At 62.1% G+C, this 18326-nt stretch carries 12 protein-coding genes and 1 pseudogene; 4 read left to right on the top strand and 9 right to left on the bottom strand.

Translation table 11 applies throughout. The annotated features are described in order from the left end of the window. A pseudogene (locus CAY35_RS09605) lies at positions 1-262 on the top strand (hypothetical protein); the annotation flags it as partial. A gap of 137 nt (positions 263-399) precedes the next feature. Next, positions 400-951 carry an aminoacyl-tRNA hydrolase gene (gene pth, locus CAY35_RS06695; RefSeq protein ID WP_109303866.1) on the top strand — a complete coding sequence of 184 codons (552 nt, stop codon included), beginning with the start codon at positions 400-402 and terminating at the stop codon, positions 949-951. 359 nt (positions 952-1310) lie between these two features. Here the strand turns inward: pth and nhaA are convergent, their stop codons facing one another. Together nhaA and CAY35_RS06685 are read right to left on the bottom strand one after the other, a co-directional pair. Further along, a complete protein-coding gene (gene nhaA / locus CAY35_RS06690) occupies positions 1311-2822 on the bottom strand; it encodes a Na+/H+ antiporter NhaA (protein WP_258265674.1) in 1512 nt (503 codons plus the stop codon). A gap of 146 nt (positions 2823-2968) precedes the next feature. Then, positions 2969-3460 (bottom strand): DUF2505 domain-containing protein, encoded by a 492-nt coding sequence (locus tag CAY35_RS06685; RefSeq protein WP_109303865.1) that lies wholly within the window; start codon positions 3458-3460, stop codon positions 2969-2971. A gap of 152 nt (positions 3461-3612) precedes the next feature. Between CAY35_RS06685 and mfd the strand changes: the two genes are divergently transcribed. Continuing rightward, the gene (gene mfd / locus CAY35_RS06680; RefSeq protein WP_109303864.1) at positions 3613-7218 is read left to right on the top strand and encodes a transcription-repair coupling factor; all 3606 of its coding nucleotides are present in this window, start codon (positions 3613-3615) and stop codon (positions 7216-7218) included. 164 nt (positions 7219-7382) lie between these two features. On the opposite strand, the gene CAY35_RS06675 is transcribed toward mfd, so the two are convergent. Further along, positions 7383-7688 carry a hypothetical protein gene (locus CAY35_RS06675; RefSeq protein ID WP_109303863.1) on the bottom strand — a complete coding sequence of 102 codons (306 nt, stop codon included), beginning with the start codon at positions 7686-7688 and terminating at the stop codon, positions 7383-7385. 237 nt (positions 7689-7925) lie between these two features. Between CAY35_RS06675 and CAY35_RS06670 the strand changes: the two genes are divergently transcribed. After that, entirely contained in the window at positions 7926-9338 is a 1413-nt protein-coding gene (locus CAY35_RS06670; protein WP_181377515.1) for an NAD(P)H-quinone dehydrogenase, read from the top strand. A 200-nt stretch (positions 9339-9538) separates the two neighbouring features. Here CAY35_RS06670 and CAY35_RS06665 read toward each other — a convergent pair whose 3' ends face one another. The 6 genes from CAY35_RS06665 to CAY35_RS06640 all read right to left on the bottom strand — a co-directional run bounded on the left by CAY35_RS06665 (position 9539) and on the right by CAY35_RS06640 (position 18132). Continuing rightward, on the bottom strand, positions 9539-11314 hold the full coding sequence (locus tag CAY35_RS06665) for an acetyl/propionyl/methylcrotonyl-CoA carboxylase subunit alpha (protein ID WP_109303862.1): 1776 nt from the start codon (positions 11312-11314) through the stop codon (positions 9539-9541). A 213-nt stretch (positions 11315-11527) separates the two neighbouring features. Further along, entirely contained in the window at positions 11528-12202 is a 675-nt protein-coding gene (locus CAY35_RS06660) for a Maf family protein (RefSeq protein ID WP_375231762.1), read from the bottom strand. Then, the gene (locus CAY35_RS06655; protein WP_219930459.1) at positions 12192-12986 is read right to left on the bottom strand and encodes a type 1 glutamine amidotransferase; all 795 of its coding nucleotides are present in this window, start codon (positions 12984-12986) and stop codon (positions 12192-12194) included. Before CAY35_RS06655 ends, CAY35_RS06660 begins: the two co-directional genes overlap by 11 nt. Beyond that, the gene (locus CAY35_RS06650) at positions 12983-14344 is read right to left on the bottom strand and encodes a Mur ligase family protein (RefSeq protein WP_181377514.1); all 1362 of its coding nucleotides are present in this window, start codon (positions 14342-14344) and stop codon (positions 12983-12985) included. Before CAY35_RS06650 ends, CAY35_RS06655 begins: the two co-directional genes overlap by 4 nt. 145 nt (positions 14345-14489) lie before the next feature. Continuing rightward, a complete protein-coding gene (locus CAY35_RS06645; RefSeq protein ID WP_109303861.1) occupies positions 14490-16160 on the bottom strand; it encodes a DUF885 domain-containing protein in 1671 nt (556 codons plus the stop codon). 25 nt (positions 16161-16185) lie between these two features. Then, positions 16186-18132 (bottom strand): heavy metal translocating P-type ATPase, encoded by a 1947-nt coding sequence (locus CAY35_RS06640; protein ID WP_109303860.1) that lies wholly within the window; start codon positions 18130-18132, stop codon positions 16186-16188. Positions 18133-18326: the final 194 nt, after the last annotated feature.

Genomic DNA, 18326 nt, shown 5'->3' with positions numbered 1-18326 from the left:
GACCGAAGAGGCTCCATCCCAGGAGGCACCTTCCGAGGAAGCTCCTTCTGCGGAAGCTCCATCCGAAGACGCTGAGGACACCACGGGTGTCGTTGGCGACAACACGAACGACGCTCAGGGCCCATCGACTGGCGGCGACCTGGCGCGCACCGGTGTCAACACCGAGCTCGTCTGGGGCGCAGGCCTCGCGGCAACCTTCATGCTCGGCGGCATGACCGTTCTCCTGGTCAACCGCGCACGCCGCGCAGAAGCTACCAAGTAAGTAGCCCCAACATCCTGAAACACCGGGCTGACTGAGCCCACCAGTATCAGGACAATCACCATCGGTACCGCCGTGGACGCCCACGGCGGTACCGATGCGTTTAAGCCCGGACGCGGAAGCCCAGATACGCTTGAATCATGGCATCTGACATGTACCTCATCGCCGGCCTCGGCAACACCGGCACCCGCTATGCGAAAAACCGACACAATATCGGCTTCATGGTCGCCGATGAGCTCGCCAGCCGCATCGGCGGAACCTTCAAAGCGTCCTCAGCACACCGCAGCATGCTCCTAGAAGGGCGGCTCGGCATCGGTGGCCCACGCGTAGCCCTCATCAAACCCACAACACTCATGAACCGGGTAGGCGGTGCCGTCTCGAGCGTTGGAAAGTACTTCGGGGTCCCGGCTTCCAACGTGATCGCAATCCACGACGAAATCGAGCTGGACTTCGACACCACACAGTCCCGCCTCGGAGGCTCCGAAGCCGGCCACAACGGGCTACGAGACATCACCAAAGCCCTAGGAACCCGAGACTACTGGCGCATCCGGGTCGGAGTGGGGCGCCCGCCTGGCCGCCAACAGGTCGCAGACTACGTGCTCTCGGATTTCTCCTCACAAGAACGCAAAACCCTGCCGATCACGATCTCAGACGCGGCTGACGAGGTCGAGAAGCTCATTTCCTCGCTGTAGGTTTCGGCGGTTAGGTTCCGCGCTGTAAGTTTTGGCGCTGTCAGTTTCCTCACTCTCAATCAGCGGCAACCTGTCAGGTAGCGGGATTGAGGCCCATAAATCCGCGGATCTAACCGGACGCATCAACCCTGTTCAGCGGATCTTCACGTGATTATCTGGGGTTTTCCATGGCTATCCCAGGGTTTATTGAGACTCGGTCTGTAGTGTCGAAGACACCTCAAGGGTGCGAGTGATGACAGAGGAGCTCCGGTTGAAGAACAACCGGAGCTCCTCGCTTTAAACAGTGAGTTATTGAAGCAGCGCAGTGGGTGTTGAAGCAGTGCAGTGAGTTGTTGAAGCACCGAGTGCGGGCTGGGCCGCTAGTACTTGACCTGGCTACGCTCAGAGGCCTGCTTGGCCTGTGCTTCTTGCTTGTAGCGGCGGTTGCGTGGTGCGAGCCAGATGCTTGCGAGTACGGCCGCGAGAACCGATGCCAAGAGGATCGCGATCTTCGCGTCCTCACCGTGTACGGACTCGACGCCGAAGGACAGCTCAGCAACCAGCAACGCGACCGTGAAGCCAATGCCGGCGACCATCGTGACACCCAGCAGGTCGCCCCACTTGATCTTCGGATCAAGCTCAGCGGCCGGGGTGCGGGTGATGAGCCACGTCGCGCCCATGATGCCCAGTGGCTTACCGACCACGAGACCAAGGATGATTCCCCACACCACGGTGTCGGTCATCGCGGTCTTGAGAGCATCCATGCCAGCGACGGTCACACCAGCGGCGAAGAACGCGAACACTGGAACCGCGAGGCCGGTTGAGAACGGACCGACGCGGTGCGCGAGGACCTCAGTGAGCGGAATACCACGGTGACCCTTCTTGACCTTCGCTGGAACCGTGAAACCAAGGAGAACACCCGCGATAGTTGCGTGGATTCCCGAGTTCAGCATGAAGACCCACGCGAGGAAGCCAAGGCCCAAGAGAATGATCCATGGGGCCCAGTTCTGGCGACGGAAGAAGTTCGGGAACAGCTGCGCGAGCGTCCCGTAGATCGCGATCGGCACGAGCGAGAGGCCGAGCCACATGAACGAGATGTCGGAAGAATAGAAGACCGCGATGATGATGATCGCGATGAGGTCGTCAACCACAGCGAGCGTCAGGAGGAACAGCTTGGCTGGGGTGGGCAGCCACGCGCCGACGACGGCAAGCACCGCAACCGCGAACGCGATGTCGGTTGCCGCTGGGATTGCCCAACCATGGAGGGCCGATGCAGGCTGGCCGATGTTGACTGCGAGGTAGATGAGCGCGGGAATAGCCACGCCGCCGAAGGCCGCAGCCATAGGCGGGAGCGCGTGCTTGAAGTTCCTTAGTCCTCCGGTGACGAACTCGGTTTTAAGCTCGAGGCCCACCACGAAGAAGAACACCGCGAGCAGGCCGTCGGAGGCCCAGTGGCCGATCGACATGTCGATGGTCGTGAAGCCGAGCGGCACCACGAAGTGCGAGTCACGCACGGCGTAGTACCAGTCCTGGAGCGGGGTGTTAGCCACGGTGACTGCCGCGATGGCGGCGATGATGAGCAGGATGCCGCCGATCGAATCGGAGCGCAGAATGTTGCCTACCCGGTGGCTGAACTTCGATTGTCCTGCCCGCGCCGGCGGGGTATTGAAGTGTGTCAGGTCATCGAACGGGACGTGATAAACCTGGCCGTCATCGGGGTGCTGAATAGCGACGGTGTCTTCACGGGGTTCCGTGAGCAGGAGGGGCTTGTTCTCGCCCGCGCTTTCTTCGCCTACGTTCTCCGTGCCGGTGTCAGCGGCGCTATCTGTGTCCAGGTTTTCTGGAGTTTTCAGATCTTCCGTTGCGGCATCGTTGTTTTCTGGTTGCTTCAAGGAACTCTCCTGCTTTTCGTTTCCATTGCCGACCAGACTTCCCGGCGCACCAAGGCAATATCCTAACGAAATTCTTTCACGTTAGCCGGCACCGCACGGAGTGATGCGCGTTTATGGTAAAGAGGGTTTATTGCGAAATACGCGTTTTACTGCGAAATGTGGGCGCTGATGGCGTTAGCGCGGATTGTGAGGATCTTCCCGACGAGCGGTTCGGCTTGTTGCGCGATCTTCGGACCGAGAAAAGGGATCGAGCTCGTGACTTCGCCCGTGATACCCATCGTGGTGGAGTTGTTTTCGGTTGTGAGCTTCTCGGTTCCAGCGAAGGCCACGGGCACGCCAGAGACGCGTGCGGTGAGTTCGGCCTGGGCGGCGTCGCCGCCCGATGCGTGGCTCCAGTTTTCGGTGATGGTCACATTGAGGCCGTTTTTGATGAACTTCTTGACGGCGGCCGGCAGCTGTTCGGCAGGAACACCTACGGTCATGGTCACGGTAGGGGAGTCCGCGTCACCTGTGACGCTGTGGTCGATCAGGGTGCCTTTCGCCTTCGCTGCGAGTGCTTCGGCTACGTCGCGGGAAGCGGCGGCGGCGATGATGTCGGCGACGGGGGCGTTGATGCTCGTTGTGGAGGACAAAGCCATGGGGGTGGTCTCGCTCTCAGCTCTAGGTGGATGGCGGCGCGGCACCGATAGGATGTTGGATGCAGTTAATAGTACGTGCCGGTCGCTGTTGTGAGTGGCTGGATTCGATTGATCCCTTGTGGAAGTCCCCAGTGGGATGAGGAAGGCGCCGCATGTCCTTGAACGGTCTGCTCACCGCGTTGGCGAAGGACCCTGCTTTTGAGCGGATCCGGGTTTCTGCTGAGCGTGGGCCGGACGCTGCGGACGAGAAGGAGATCGCAGCACCTGATGGCTTGCGGCCTCCGTTGGTCGCGCAGATCGCGCAGTCCCTGCCGCAGCCGGCTGGCGGTGCGGGCGGTGCGGGCGATGCTGCGCGCGCGGTGACTGTGGTGGTGACGCCGACGGGCCGCGCGGCCGGGGACTTGGTCGATGCGCTGGGTAGTTATCTGCCTGAGGGTTCGGTTGAGGAGTTCCCTGCGTGGGAGACGTTGCCGCATGAGCGGTTGTCCCCGAAGTCGGACACGGTGGGCCGCCGGTTGAACGTGCTGCGCCGTATGCATGTGCGCGATGAGGCGCTCAAGGTTGTTGTGATGCCGGTGCGTTCGTTGATCCAGCCGATTGTGGATGGCCTGGGCGCGTTGGAACCCGTTGAGCTGGTGCGTGGCGCTGAGCTGGATTTCGATGGCGTGGTTGCCTCGCTCGCGGCTGCCGCGTATTCGCGTGTGGACATGGTCGCTAACCGTGGTGAGTTCGCGGTGCGTGGCGGGATTATTGATGTGTTCCCGCCGACTCAAGAGCATCCGGTGCGTGTTGATTTCTTTGGTGATGAGATCGAGGAGATCACGTATTTCTCTGTCGCTGATCAGCGTTCTCTGCTGGGCGAGGACGCGGCGTTGGAGCGGGTCGAATGCCCTCCGTGCCGCGAGATGTTGGTGGATGAGGGTCTGCGTGAGCGTGCGCGCCGGCTCGCGGATTCGATGCCTGGCGCTCGCGACATGCTCGAGAAGATCGCGGCCGGTTTGAGCGTTGAGGGCATGGAGTCGTTGGCTCCTTTGCTTGCGGAGAAGATGGTTCCGCTGTCTTCCGTGTTTGGCCCGGGGTCTGTTGTGATCGTCGCTGATCCGGAGCGGGTTTCCGGCCGTGCCGCTGATTTGTTGGCTACGAACGCCGAGTTCTTGGAGGCCTCGTGGTCTTCTGCGGCGATGGGTGCGGATGCGCCGGTTGATATTTCGCAGGTCACGGGCGGCATGGAGCACGATGCTGAGGCGGCTGGTTTCCAGACGTTAGGACAGGCTCGCGCTGGGGTTTTGGATGCTGGCTTGGCGTGGTGGACGATGACCGCGTTGGGTTCGGATGAGGAGCTCGTTCAGGAGGGGCTGACGGTCCGGATTCCGGCGCGGGAGCCGGCCGCGTGGCGCGGTGATGTCGCTCAGATGCTCGAGTATGTGGGTGGCCGCGTCCGGGATGACTGGTCAGTTGTTGTGGTCACGGATGGCGCTGGCCCGGCGAACCGTTTGGTTGAGCTTTTCTCTGATGCGGATATCCCGGTGAGCCGTGTTGAGTCGATCGACGAGGCGCCGCGGCCTGGCCTGATCCAGGTGACGCAGGCGCTCGCCGGCAACGGCTTCGTGCTGGATGATGTGAAGCTTGCGTTCCTCACGGAAGCCGACGTGTTGGGCCGCGCGAGCTCGGCTGTGGCGCGGTCCACGAAGAAGCTGGCTTCGCGTCGTCGGAATGCTGTTGACCCGCTGACCCTGGAGGAAGGCGACTATGTTGTGCACGATCAGCACGGCATCGGACGTTTCATCCAGATGCAACAGCGCAAGACCGCAGGGGCGGTGCGCGAGTATTTGGTGATCGAATACGCGCCGTCCAAGCGTGGCGCGCCGGGGGACCGGCTGTTTGTTCCGACGGATCAGTTGGATCAGATCACGCGGTACGTGGGTGGGGATCAGCCGACGCTGTCCAAGATGGGCGGCTCGGATTGGTCGCAGACGAAGTCGAAGGCGCGCCGTGCGGTCCGGGAGATCGCGGGCGAGCTGGTCAAGCTGTATTCGGCGCGGATGGCCTCCCGCGGGCACGCGTTCGCGCCGGACACTCCGTGGCAGGCCGAGCTTGAGGCAGCGTTCCCGTTCGTTGAGACCCCGGATCAGCTGACCACTATCGATGAGGTCAAGAAAGACATGGAGTCCGAGGTCCCGATGGACCGCTTGATTTCCGGCGACGTGGGCTTCGGTAAGACTGAGGTTGCCGTGCGTGCCGCGTTCAAGGCGGTTCAGGACGGCAAACAGGTCGCGGTTTTGGTCCCTACGACCCTGCTTGCTCGGCAGCACTTTGAGACGTTCACGGAGCGTTTCGCGGGTTTCCCGGTGGTTGTGCGGGCGCTTTCGCGTTTCCAGACGGCGAAGGAATCGAAAGAGACCCTCGATGGGCTCGCCGACGGTTCGGTCGATGTGGTGATCGGTACGCACCGGTTGCTTTCCAAGCAGGTTGCTTTCAAGGACTTGGGTCTCATCATCGTGGATGAGGAACAGCGTTTCGGTGTTGAGCACAAGGAGCAGCTCAAGAAGCTACGCACCAACGTAGACGTTTTAGCGATGTCCGCGACCCCGATTCCGCGCACACTCGAGATGTCGCTGACGGGGATCCGCGAGACCTCAACGTTGGCGACCCCGCCGGAGGAACGCCACCCGGTTTTGACGTATGTGGGCCCGTACACGGACAAGCAGGTGGTTGCGGCGATCCGCCGCGAGCTGATGCGTGAGGGCCAGGTTTTCTACGTCCACAACCGGGTGTCCTCGATCGATAAGATTGCGGGGCAGCTCGCTGAGCTGGTGCCGGAAGCGCGGATCGCTGTTGCGCATGGCCGCATGTCGGAAAGCCGGCTTGAGCAGATCATGGTGGATTTCTGGGAGGGCAGCTATGACGTGCTCGTGTCCACGACCATCATCGAGACCGGCTTGGATATCGCTAACGCGAACACGCTGATCGTGGACCGCGCGAATAACTATGGCCTTTCGCAGCTTCATCAGTTGCGTGGCCGTGTGGGGCGTGGCCGTGACCGCGCGTACGCGTATTTCTTGTGGGATCCGGAGCGTCCGCTGGGCGAGGTCGCGCTTGAGCGGCTCAAGGCGGTTGCGGCGCACAACGAATTGGGTTCGGGCCACCAGCTGGCTATGAAGGACCTCGAATTGCGTGGCGCGGGCAACCTTCTGGGTGGCGAGCAGTCCGGCCATATTCAGGGCGTCGGATTCGACTTGTACATCCGTCTGGTGGGCGAGGCCGTTGCCGCGTTCAAGGGCGATACGGACTCCACGAGCCAGGAAATGAAGATCGAGCTTCCGTTGAACGCTCACTTCCCTGAGGATTATGTGCCGAGCGAGCGACTACGCCTGGAAGCGTACAGGAAGCTTGCGCAGGCCGCTGAACCGGAAGCGGTCGATGCGGTGGTCGAGGAGCTCAAGGACCGTTACGGTGAGCTTCCGGAGGCTGCGCAGCTGCTGGTTTCGGTTGCGCGGGTGCGTATTGTGGCGCGTTCGGTGAACATCAACGAGATCCAGGCCCAAGGCAACTACATCCGTTTCGCTCCGGACAACCTCGCTGAATCACGGGTCATGCGGATGAAGCGCCTGTACCCGGGCGCGATGCACAAGCCTGCGTTGAAAGCGGTTCTGGCTCCGTTCCCGAAGGGGCAGGGGCTCGGCGCTCAGCGGCTCACCGACCAAGAACTACTCGACTGGGTTGAGACGTTCCTGACTAACGTGTTCGGCGAAGCCTGAGCGTTTTAGCCTAGGCCGTTCAGCGGCCTAGGTTAGTCGCCTAGGAGAACGGCCGAGCGCCGCGGGAAAACCTACAACAGAAACGTACATACAGAAAAGGTGGGACGCATCCGTGACGGATGCGCCCCACCGCAAAGCTTTTAAGCCGCGAAGTTTATGAGCTCCTACTTGGAGACGGCCTTGCGGTATTCGTCGTCGACAGCGTCCAGAGCGCCGGCTTCGTTCGCGGTGACGTCTGGGTTCTTGTCTGCGCGGCCGGTCACGTGCTTGCCGATGCCGAATGCGAGGGTACCGCCCGCGACACATGCGATGAATGGGAACCATGCCTTCGCTGGGTCATGCAGATCAGCGAAAGTCAGGGCGTAGATACCAGCGAGGAGAATCGCGAACAGCACCACGAACAGAATGATGTTGCTGACTGCGTGGCCTTCACCTGAGTGGTTCTTGTTCTTTCCATCGGCCGAGTACACGGATGGCCTCCTTGGGGCAAAGCATTGGGGCAATGCATTGATTCAAAGCAAAGCGATGATGACAGCGCTTGCGCGCATTCGTGTCTATCGTATCAAGTTTGAGCGGCTCCTGCGGCAACGTCGCCGGATCGTCGTGACAACCGCATCGTACGCGATCCCTCCTGAAGGGCGATTCAGCGAGCTACGGGGATTCAGCGAGCGCGTGCCTGAGATGACACGCGTGCCTGAGATGACACAATGGAGGCTGTGAGCGCTCAAGTTGATTTTAACTCTCCACGTCTTGTCATTATTGGTGGCGGCCCAGGTGGTTATGAGGCCGCGATGGTTGGTGCGCAACTCGGTGCGCGGGTGACCTTGATCGAGGAACAGGGGACGGGTGGTTCGGCTGTTCTGACCGACGTCGTCCCTTCCAAGACTCTGATTGGTTCCGCAGACGCCGTGCGCCGTGTGTCCGTTGCGAATGAGCTGACGATCCGTGGCACGGATGAGCATGAGGTTGATGCGGACCTCGGCTACATCAATGAACGTTTGCTTGCGTTGGCGGCCGAGCAGTCGGCGGACATCCGGGCTGGCTTGGTTCAGGCGGGTGTCGAGGTGGTCGATGGCCGGGGCCGTTTGGTGGGCACGCACACGGTTGAGGTCGAGGGCAAGGACGGCTCGACCTCCCGCTTCGATGCCGATTATGTGATTGTTGCGGTGGGCGCGCATCCGCGTGAGTTGCCGACCGCTGTTCCTGATGGTGAGCGCATCATGACCTGGAAGCAGGTCTATGGGATGAAGGAGAACCCTGAGCATCTGATCGTGATCGGTTCGGGTGTCACGGGTGCCGAGTTCGCTTCCGCATACAACCTTCTGGGGTCCCGTGTGACCCTCGTGTCTTCGCGCGACCGTGTTCTGCCTGGCGAGGACGAGGATGCTGCCCGCTTGCTTGAGGACGTTTTCGAGGAGAACGGTGTTGAGGTCCGTTCCGAGGTCCGAGCCAATTCGGTGACCCGTGACGGCGACAAGGTCACGGTAGAGCTCTCCGACGGCACCACTGTTGAGGGCTCCCACTGTCTCGTTGCGGTCGGCGCGATCCCGAACACCGCAGACATGGGGCTTGAAGGAGCCGGGGTTGCGGTTTCTGAGTCCGGGCACATCACGGTCGATGGTGTTTCCCGCACCACGGCTCCGCACATCTATGCGGCCGGCGACTGCACGGGTGTGTTCCCGCTGGCTTCGGTTGCTGCGATGCAGGGACGGATCGCTGTGGCTCACCTGATGGGCGACGCGGTGACCCCGCTCAGGGTGGACGAAGTCGCCTCGAACGTGTTTACCTCCCCTGAGATTGCAACGGTCGGTGTGAGCCAGGCGCTCGTTGATCAGGGCGCTGTGGTCGCTGATTCCTTCATGCTGGACCTGACGACGAACCCGCGCGCCAAGATGATGGGCATCAAGCGTGGCTTCATCAAGATTTTCGCTCGTCGCGGCACCGGTACCGTGCTCGGCGGCGTCGTAGTGGCTCCGCGCGCGTCTGAGCTCATCTATCCGATTGCGACCGCAGTGCGTAAGCACATGAACGTCGACGACCTCGCGGACACCGTGACGATCTACCCGTCGCTGTCTGGCTCGGTCGCAGAAGCCGCCCGTCGCCTGCACCGGCACATCTGACGCGGCTTGCGGTACTGCTTGCGGACCGACGCCGCATCGGGTGGTGACCGCCACATCTGACGCGGCCAAGCAACCAGCTACAGACGCGGCCGCATCAGCACAACGTAAGGGCCAGGAAACTTCCAAGTTTCCTGGCCCTTACATTTATGAATTGTGAATCGGCATGATTCCTATCCGGCGCGATTCTTATTCTTCACCGCTTATTCGTTGTCAATGGTGCAGAGCACCTCGGATGCGGAGACGGTCCCGCCGACGCTCGCCTTGAGCTTCTTGACCACGCCGTCGCGGTGCGCGGTGATCGGCTGTTCCATCTTCATCGCTTCAAGTACCACGATCAGATCGCCTTCGGAGACTTTCTGGCCGTCCTTGACAGCAACCTTGACGATCGTGCCCTGCATAGGCGAGGTCAGGTCGTTGCCGGAAGCCGCGGCAGCCGCACCGCCGCGAGCGCGCTTAGGACGCTTCGGCTTGTGCTGTGCGCGGGCGCCGCCGGAACCGGAACCGAGCGAGGCCGGCAGAGCGATCTCGAGGCGTCGACCGCCAACCTCGACCGTGTAGTGCTGGATGTCCTCGTCGTCTTCCTCAGCCGGGGTGGCCTTGGTGTACGGCTTGATCGTGTTGTTGAACTCGGTTTCGATCCAGCGGGTGTGAACCTCGAACGGCTTGTCCTCATCCTCAGGGATGAACGCCGGGTCTTCCATCACGACGCGGTGGAACGGAACCACGGTCGCCATGCCTTCAACCTCGAATTCCTTCAAGGCGCGGCGCGAACGTTCAGCAGCTTCCTGACGGGTTCGGCCGGTCACGATGAGCTTAGCGATCATCGAGTCAAAGTTACCGGTCACGGATTCGCCCTGCTCAACACCGGTGTCCACGCGAACGCCTGGGCCGGTAGGGAACTTGAGGGTCGACAGCGTGCCTGGGGTTGGCATGAAGTTACGGCCCGGATCCTCACCGTTGATGCGGAACTCGAAGGAGTGGCCGCGCAGCTCAGGGTCTTCGTAGCCCAGCGTTTCACCGCGTGCGATGCGGAACTGTTCACGCACTAGGTCGATGCCGCTGATCTCTTCGGATACGGTGTGCTCAACCTGAAGGCGAGTGTTGACCTCGAGGAACGAGATCACACCGTCCTGGCCTACAAGGAACTCACACGTACCTGCGCCGACGTAGCCGGCTTCGCGCAGGATCGCCTTCGAGGACTCGTAGAGGCGCTCGTTCTGCTCGTCCGTCAAGAACGGTGCAGGGGCTTCCTCGACAAGCTTCTGGTTGCGGCGCTGAAGCGAGCAGTCGCGGGTCGAAACCACGACGACGTTGCCTTCCTTATCAGCGAGGCACTGGGTTTCGACGTGGCGAGGAGCGTCCAGGAAGCGCTCGATGAAGCACTCGCCGCGGCCGAACGCCGCGGTTGCCTCACGAACAGCGGAATCGTAGAGCTCAGGGATGTCCGAGCGGTCGCGAACGACCTTGATGCCGCGGCCGCCACCACCGTGGGCAGCCTTGATAGCGATAGGGAGGCCGTGCTCGTCAGCGAAGTCCAGAACCTCCTGGGTCGAGGACACGGGGTCCTTCGTGCCAGGAACCAACGGAGCGCCAACCTTCTGCGCGATGTGGCGGGCCTGAACCTTGTCGCCCAACGCACGGATCGCTTCAGGGGACGGGCCAATCCAAATCAGGCCAGCATCGATCACGGCCTGAGCGAAGTCAGCGTTCTCCGCGAGGAAGCCGTATCCCGGGTGGATCGCATCGGCCTTGGAGCGCTTAGCGACCGAGATGATCTTCTCGATATTCAAATAAGATTCGGTAGCGGAAGCCCCACCCAGCGCGAACGACTCATCAGCCATGCGCGCGTGCATGGCGTTGCGGTCGGAGTCGGCGTACACGGCGACGGACTTAATGCCCTCATCGGCCGCCGCGCGAATAATGCGGACAGCGATTTCGCCACGGTTGGCGATCAAAACCTTGGTCAGTTCTGGCATGAGCCTGGCTGCTCCTTACGTTGCATAGACTCTGTGAGCCTATCCGATATGTGGGGAACCTCCTGAATTATCCAGGATTTCCCGCCCGAATTGGCCTGTTTTTTGTGGGAACCCTACAGACCGTTGCACTGCCTTAAGCCTACGACGCCCTGCGCGCTTTGGTCATTTCCGCTCAAGTTCGCGGTTGGCTGGCTTACGCAGGCGGCTGGTTGGCTAGGCAGGCCACACGAGTGTGAGTGGGTGCCCGAGCTCGGCGAGCATGCGCCGAAGCGCGGCGGGGGAGAGCCCTACGACCGCGTGGAAGTCGCCGTCGATTCCGTCGATGAGAGCGGCTGCGCGGCCATCGACCGTGAAGGCACCAGCGCACGGGAGAGGCTCCCCGGTGGCGATGTACGCGTCGAGCTCGGCATCGCTGATGTCCGCGAAACGAACCGTGGAAGATACGCACTCGGTTGCCTGCCGGCCCGTTTCATGATCGATCAGGCAATGCCCCGAATGAAGCACGCCTTCACGGCCTCGCTGAGCAAGCCAGCGTTCCCGCGCCACCTCGGGGGTGTGGGGCTTCCCGTACGCGACACCTTCGAATTCGAAAACCGAATCGCATCCCAAAACGAGCCGCGAACCCGTAGGGTTCGCGCGTAAAGCCTGTGCCACATCGGCGGCTTTCGCTTCAGCCAACAGCTGCGCCTCATCCGCAGGGCTCAACTGTGTTTCTCCCGACGCCGTGGCCGAGGCGACCACGGCGTCCTCATCCACGTGCGAGGCCTGCTGAGCGAACGCGATTCCAGCGGCCGTCAACACGGCCGCACGGCCAGGAGAAGTCGAGCCCAGCACGAGCGCCGGAGGTGTAGCCATAGCGCAGTCAGCGACAGGGGAGTTAGCTGCCAAGGTGGCCCTCCAAACGTTCGGCACGCAGAGCGGCGATCGCCTGGATCGGGAGGGGAGCGAACTGCACCCCGGTCGCAACCGTGATGAGCTCGTCAGCCAATGCCGGGTTGCGGGCCAAAACCGGCCCATGCGGATACGTTCCGTACACGGTGCCCTTGACAGCGCCCTCCGTGCCGTCGCCGTTGCCCACGCCTTCGATCACATCAGCGAGCGGCTCAGTGCCAGCCAACAACCGCGTCTGGCCGCCGTGGTTCTCAAAGCCAGTGATCAAAGCATCGTTGCCGGTCACGCCGCGGCGACGCGTCACAATCTCGCCCACCGCGCGTGGATCGCAACGCACCGTCTGGGCGTTCAACAAGCCCAGGCCCTCACGCTCGGCGTTATCGTGGCCGACCGTGAACGTCTCCCCAAGAATCTGGTAGCCCGCGCACACGCCGAACACGACCGCACCGCGCTCAACAGCGCGAGCCAGCACGCCATCGGCCGCAAGCGCACGAACGGCTGCGGTCTGGGCGCCGTCCTCGCCGCCGCCCAAAACATAGATGTCGGCATCGTCCGGGACCGGGGAACCAGGCTCCGCAACATGCTCGATGACCTCAGCCCCGCGACGGCGGGCACGCTCAGCCAAAACCATCGCGTTACCGCGGTCGCCGTAAATACCCAGTAGCGACTGGTATACATTCACGATGCTGAGCGTGCGGCCCGCGAGTTCCTTCGATGCGGTTACGGTGCCGTTGTTCGGGGTTGCGCTGTTGTTCGTGCTCGCGTTGTTTGCTGTGCTCACTTGGCGCCTCCCATACGACGCAAAACCTGGAACGGAGTGTAGGTAGCGATGACGTCGAGCGGCGCGGACTGATCCGCGCGCATCGAGCCTGCGGTCTCGATCGCGGTGCCGAGGTCCTTGATGGTCTGGCATTCAACGCCCGCGTAGTCGAGCCGGACCGCGAGGTCGAAGGTGTTCCGGCCGGTCGCGATGACCTGCCGGCCCCGCAACGACTCAAAGTCGACATCCCACAGCCAGGACACATCGCGGCCGTCAGCGAGAACCGAGTCGATCGCCAAAACAAGCGGATCGCTCGTACCCAGCGGAAGCGATTCCGCCCAGCCGGCCGGGTTCTTCGAAAGCATCAACCGGCACTTCACGTTGCGAATCTCGTTGATCCCAAAGCGCCCAGCAGGCGCCTGAACCTTCCGCATACCCGCCAGAGCAGTGTCAGTGTCCACACCGAATTCACGCACGGTAGCCAACGCAACAGCGGCGTTGCCGACGTTGAACCGGCCGGGCACATTCAGCTGCAGATCCAGCTCGTTGCCGTCCGCATCGTGCACCGTTTCACCGCGAACCACGATCGTGGCCTTGTGCTGGCTCCGGTCGCAGCCAGGGCAACGCCACGTACCGGCGAACGTCACGTTGCCATCGTCATCGACCTCAGGGTTTTCACGTTCCAAAACCGTGTCGCACCCCGGGCACAGCACGGCGTCGTCGTTCCACACCGAACCCGAGTTGACCCACACGGTCTCGCGCGCAGTTTCCGCAGCCCAGGCAACCAGAGGCTCTTCCGCGTTCGCGATCACGAGCGGGCCGTCTTCGCCGGCTTCCTCGAGAGCGTTCCGCCACGCGCGAGCCAGAGCCTTGATTTCGTGGTTGCGGTCCAGCTGATCTCGGGAGAAGTTCAGCATCGCGAGGATCTTCGGTTTCCCGAGCTTCACGAGGTCCGCGACGACGCGCTCGTCGACCTCGAGCACCGCAATGTCGGCTTTCGGGGCCTCAGAAAGCGCGGATGCGATGCCGCGGTGGAGGTTCGCACCGTCAGCGTTCGTCACCAGGCGTGAGGCATCCTTACCCAAGGCTTCGCGTACGGCTGCGGCGACAAAGTGAGTGGTCGTGGTCTTGCCGTTGGTTCCGGTGACCGCGACGATGGTGCGGCCAGCGAGCAAGTGTTCGAAAGCTCGCGGGGCCAGGCGGGTCAGGATCGCGCCTTGGATCGACTGCCCCGAACCACGGCCTACGACGCGTGAAGCGAGCGATGCAGCCCGCCCCGCGAAGGTAGCCAAAGACAAACGCGCACGGTCAAGCGCCGATAAGCCGGCTTGCGAGCGTGGGGTGGATGCGGGTGGTTCGGGTAGTTGCTGGGAAACCATAGGTTCTATCTTCGCACGTGGGGGAAGTACCGGCCGGTACTTCCCCCACGTGGATGTCAGGTTATTTATGCTGAGCGCTGCTTAGGTGAACGCTGCTTAGCCGAGCGCTGCGTAGCTGTGCGCCCTGCTTAGCGGAGCGTCTTCATTAGCGGAGCGCGCGGCGCAGTGAGTCGAGACCCATACCGCCGAGCTTGAGCGCGCGGGTGTGGAAGTCTTTAGCACTGAACTCGGAGCCTTCACGCTCTTCGGCTTCTGCGCGGATCTGCATCCAGATCTGCTCGCCGATCTTGTAGGACGGTGCCTGGCCTGGCCAGCCCATGTAGCGCAGCCACTCGAATTCGATGCGGCCTTCGGACTCGAAGACGTTCTTCTTGAGGAACTCGAGGCCCTTCTCAGCAGTCCAGACGCCGGAGCCCCAACGCTCTGGGATGTCGAAACCGCAGTGCAAACCGATGTCGAACACGACGCGGGCCGCGCGAAGGCGCTGTGCCATGAGCATTCCGAGGCGGTCGCCTGGGTCTTCGAGGTAGCCGAGTTCTTCCATGAGGCGCTCAGCGTAGAGAGCCCAGCCTTCGCCGTGGCCCGAGGTCCAGGAGAATTCGCGGCGGAAGCTGTTGAGTTCGTCCGAGTTGATGGTCGAGGTAGCGATCTGCAGGTGGTGGCCTGGCACGCCCTCGTGGTAGACGGTCGAGGTTTCCGACCACGTCGTGAACGTGTCTTCGCCCTCTGGCACGGACCACCACATGCGGCCCGGGCGGGAGAAGTCATCGGATGGGCCCGTGTAGTAGATGCCGCCTTCGTTGGTTGGGGCGATCATGCATTCGAGGCGGTCCATCGGAGGGTCGATCTCGAAGTGGGTTCCTGCGAGCTCGCGCACGGCCTTGTCGGAGAGCTCCTGCATCCATTCGCGCAGTGCATCCGTGCCGTGAAGCTGGCGTTTAGGGTCTGCGTTGAGTACGTCCATCGCTTCTTCGATGGTTGCGCCCGGCTTGATCTGCTCGGCGACCTCTTCTTGTTCTGCGATGATGCGGTCGAGCTCTTCAACACCCCACTGGTAGGCCTCTTCGAGGTCTACTTCGGCGCCGAGGAAGTCACGCGATGCGAGTGCGTAGTATTCGCGGCCGCACGCGTCTTCTTGGCGGGCCGATGGGCGCAGAACGTTGGTGACGTACTCAGCGAAATCTGCGTAGGCTTCGCCGGCCTGGGACGCGGCGGCAACGAGCTCATCGCGTGCCGCATCGTCGAGTCCGGCAGGGGCTGCGATCTCGGCGATCTTCGCGAAGTAGCCGTCCTCGGCCGCGTAGGCCGCGCACTGCTCAGCGACGATGTCCACCTGGCGTACTGCTGGGACCTTGCCGTTGGTGCGTGCCTCCTCGAGGGTTGCACGGTAGCCCTCCAGCGCGGCAGGGATGTGCTTGATGCGGCGCGTGATCGTGGCCCAGTCTTCAGCGGTCTTTTGCGGCATGAGGTCGAGGATCGATCGGATGCCTTGGGCCGGGGAAGCGATGTTGTTGAACGACGGAACGCCGGTATCCAACAGTTCGAGCTTGACCGTGAGGCGCTCGTTCATGATGTCGAGCGTGACGGCGTCGGCGTCATCGGTTGGCTCGAGCGTCTTGAGCTTCTCGAGCGTCGATACGTACAGTTCGCGCTCCTGCGCCGTGCCTGCAGGGGAGTAGTCCGCGTAGTGGTCGGGAGCGTCCGGGCTCCCGATGCTCACGAGGTGTTCAGGTACGAGCTTGCCGAACGCGGTCATAAATTCCTCGGCAACTGCATCGATCGCCGAAGGGGTACGTGGTGATGTAGGTGTAGTCATGAAACTAGCCTAAAACGTTATCCCTCTAAATGAGAGCTCGGTCACGTGTAGACGCGTTCTGCTGAGGGAGGAATCGGCTCACACGGTCCGGTCCGCCGAGAGCGCGGAGCGCGTAGAGGATGCACGCAAGATCCACGACCTCCTGCAGTAGCGCGCCGATGGTTGCCGGGATGAAACCGAACGCGGCGAAGCCCATGAGGCCCAGCGAGAGGGCGATACCGATGAGGATCGCGGTGATCGCAACCTGGTACGTCCATTTACCGACGTCGACGGCGCGGGCGACCAGCGAGATGTCTTCGCGGGTGATGACGGCGTCGGCGGATTCACTTGCGGCCGATGCGCCGCGCGCACCCATTGCGACGCCCACGCCGGCCGCGGCCAGCACTGGGGCGTCGTTAATGCCGTCGCCGACCATGAGGGTCGGCTGTTTCATCTCGGTAATGCGGCGGACTTTGTCTTCGGGCAACAGGTTGCCTGCGATGTCGGTGATACCGATGTGCGTACCGACCGAATCTGCGGTCGCCTGGTTATCGCCGGTCAGCAGCGCGATGTTGCTCACGCCGAGTTCGCGGAGCGCCTCGATGGTTCCGGCGGCTTCTTCGCGAACCTCGTCTGCCATCACGATGACGCCACCCAATGTGTCCCCAGCGCTGATGTATACAGCGGTTTGGGAGGCCTGCAGTTCAGGCTGGGCGATATCGCCTACGACTTCTTCGATGAAGGTCTTCTTGCCGACACGGACGTTGTGGCCGTCGACGACCGCGCTCACGCCGTTGGTTGCGATCTCACTCGCATCGTGGGCTTCGAGCATCTCGAGTCCTCGTTCTTGCGCTTCCTGGATGATGCCTTCAGCCAGAACGTGGGATGAGAACTGTTCGGCAGTCGCGGTGATCTGCAACAGTCGGTTTTCTTCGAAACCTTCGGTGGGGAGGATGCGTTCGATGCTCGGGTGGCCGAACGTGACGGTTCCGGTTTTGTCGAAGGCAGCCGAGTTCGCGCGGGACAGCGCCTCGAGTGTTGCGCCACCCTTGACGATGACACCCAAACGGGATGCGCGGGACATCCCGCCCATGAACGCGACCGGGGCACCGATCAACAGAGGGCATGGCGTCGCCAAAACCAGGACTTCGGCGAAACGTACCGGATCGCCAGACAACCACCACGCGGCACCGGCAACGAGGAGCGAAACGATCGTGAAAGGCACAGCGAAACGGTCCGCGACGCGCACGGTCGGTGCTTGTTGTTGCTCGGCCTCGCGCACGAGCTGCACGATGCGCTGATACTGCGAATCGTCCGCGGTCGCGATCGCGCGAACACGGATAGCGGTGTGACCGTTGACGGAACCCGACATGAGCTTCTCGCCGCGCGTTTTGCTGACGGGGAGCGGTTCACCTGTGAGGCTCGCTTCGTCGACCGAAGCGTGATCGTCGAGCAGTTCGGCATCCACTGGAACGACCTCGGACGGGCGGACCAGCAGAACATCGCCAACCTCGACCTCAGTGACCGGAACATCGACGAGGCCGAGCCCCACTTCCAGCTCGTGATCTGCGGAGCCAGCCACCGCATCGGCGGCCGCGAGAGCATACGAGTCACTTGAGGTGATGTGATGGGCGGTATCGGGTGCCCGGTCGACGAGCGCGGTGAGCTCACGTTGAGCCCGTGAAGCCGCATAGTCTTCGAGGGCTTCGCCACCGGTGAGCATGAGCGCGATGATCGTCGCGGCGATGTATTCACCCACCAAGAGTGAGGCGACCATCGCGACAACCGCGAGGATGTCGAGGCCGAAGTTGCCGCGCAACACGCTCTTGACCATGTCGACGGCCGTGATGAGGATGATGAGCGAAACGTACACGGTAGCGAGCCAACGCGCCGCCGGGCTGCCAAGCGCCCACAACGTGACGACGACCGCGAGCGCTACGAGCGCTGTGATCGCCAGAAAATACTTCTTCGCAAAACCTTTAAAACCGCCCATGCATCCATGATCTGGTAAACCCCTGACAGTTTCTAGCGAAGAGAGGCTAACCATAGTTAGATCAGCGTTATCAGACCTATATCTGGAACGTCTAGGTTCATACGGACTAGGTAATTCTCGAGTCTCAAAATCTCCGCTAAGGTGAGGTGCAGAACGGGTGACCTGGATCACTAGAGGAGGGTCTAGGTCACTAA

Origin of the sequence: Pseudoglutamicibacter cumminsii (genome assembly GCF_003143995.1) — a bacterium.
GTDB classification, from domain to species: Bacteria; Actinomycetota; Actinomycetes; order Actinomycetales; family Micrococcaceae; genus Pseudoglutamicibacter; species Pseudoglutamicibacter cumminsii_B.
The sequence above is the reverse complement of the archived record's forward strand: the minus strand, read 5'-3'. Positions and strand labels throughout refer to the sequence as shown.

What these genes read in the sequence shown, in the direction of transcription:
- pth (WP_109303866.1), top strand. Translation starts at nt 400, where the DNA reads ATGGCATCTGACATGTACCTCATCGCCGGCCTCGGCAACACCGGCACC.
- CAY35_RS06685 (WP_109303865.1), bottom strand. Translation starts at nt 3,460, where the DNA reads ATGGCTTTGTCCTCCACAACGAGCATCAACGCCCCCGTCGCCGACATC.
- mfd (WP_109303864.1), top strand. Translation starts at nt 3,613, where the DNA reads ATGTCCTTGAACGGTCTGCTCACCGCGTTGGCGAAGGACCCTGCTTTT.
- CAY35_RS06670 (WP_181377515.1), top strand. Translation starts at nt 7,926, where the DNA reads ATGGAGGCTGTGAGCGCTCAAGTTGATTTTAACTCTCCACGTCTTGTC.
- CAY35_RS06665 (WP_109303862.1), bottom strand. Translation starts at nt 11,314, where the DNA reads ATGCCAGAACTGACCAAGGTTTTGATCGCCAACCGTGGCGAAATCGCT.
- CAY35_RS06650 (WP_181377514.1), bottom strand. Translation starts at nt 14,344, where the DNA reads ATGGTTTCCCAGCAACTACCCGAACCACCCGCATCCACCCCACGCTCG.
- CAY35_RS06645 (WP_109303861.1), bottom strand. Translation starts at nt 16,160, where the DNA reads ATGACTACACCTACATCACCACGTACCCCTTCGGCGATCGATGCAGTT.
- CAY35_RS06640 (WP_109303860.1), bottom strand. Translation starts at nt 18,132, where the DNA reads ATGGGCGGTTTTAAAGGTTTTGCGAAGAAGTATTTTCTGGCGATCACA.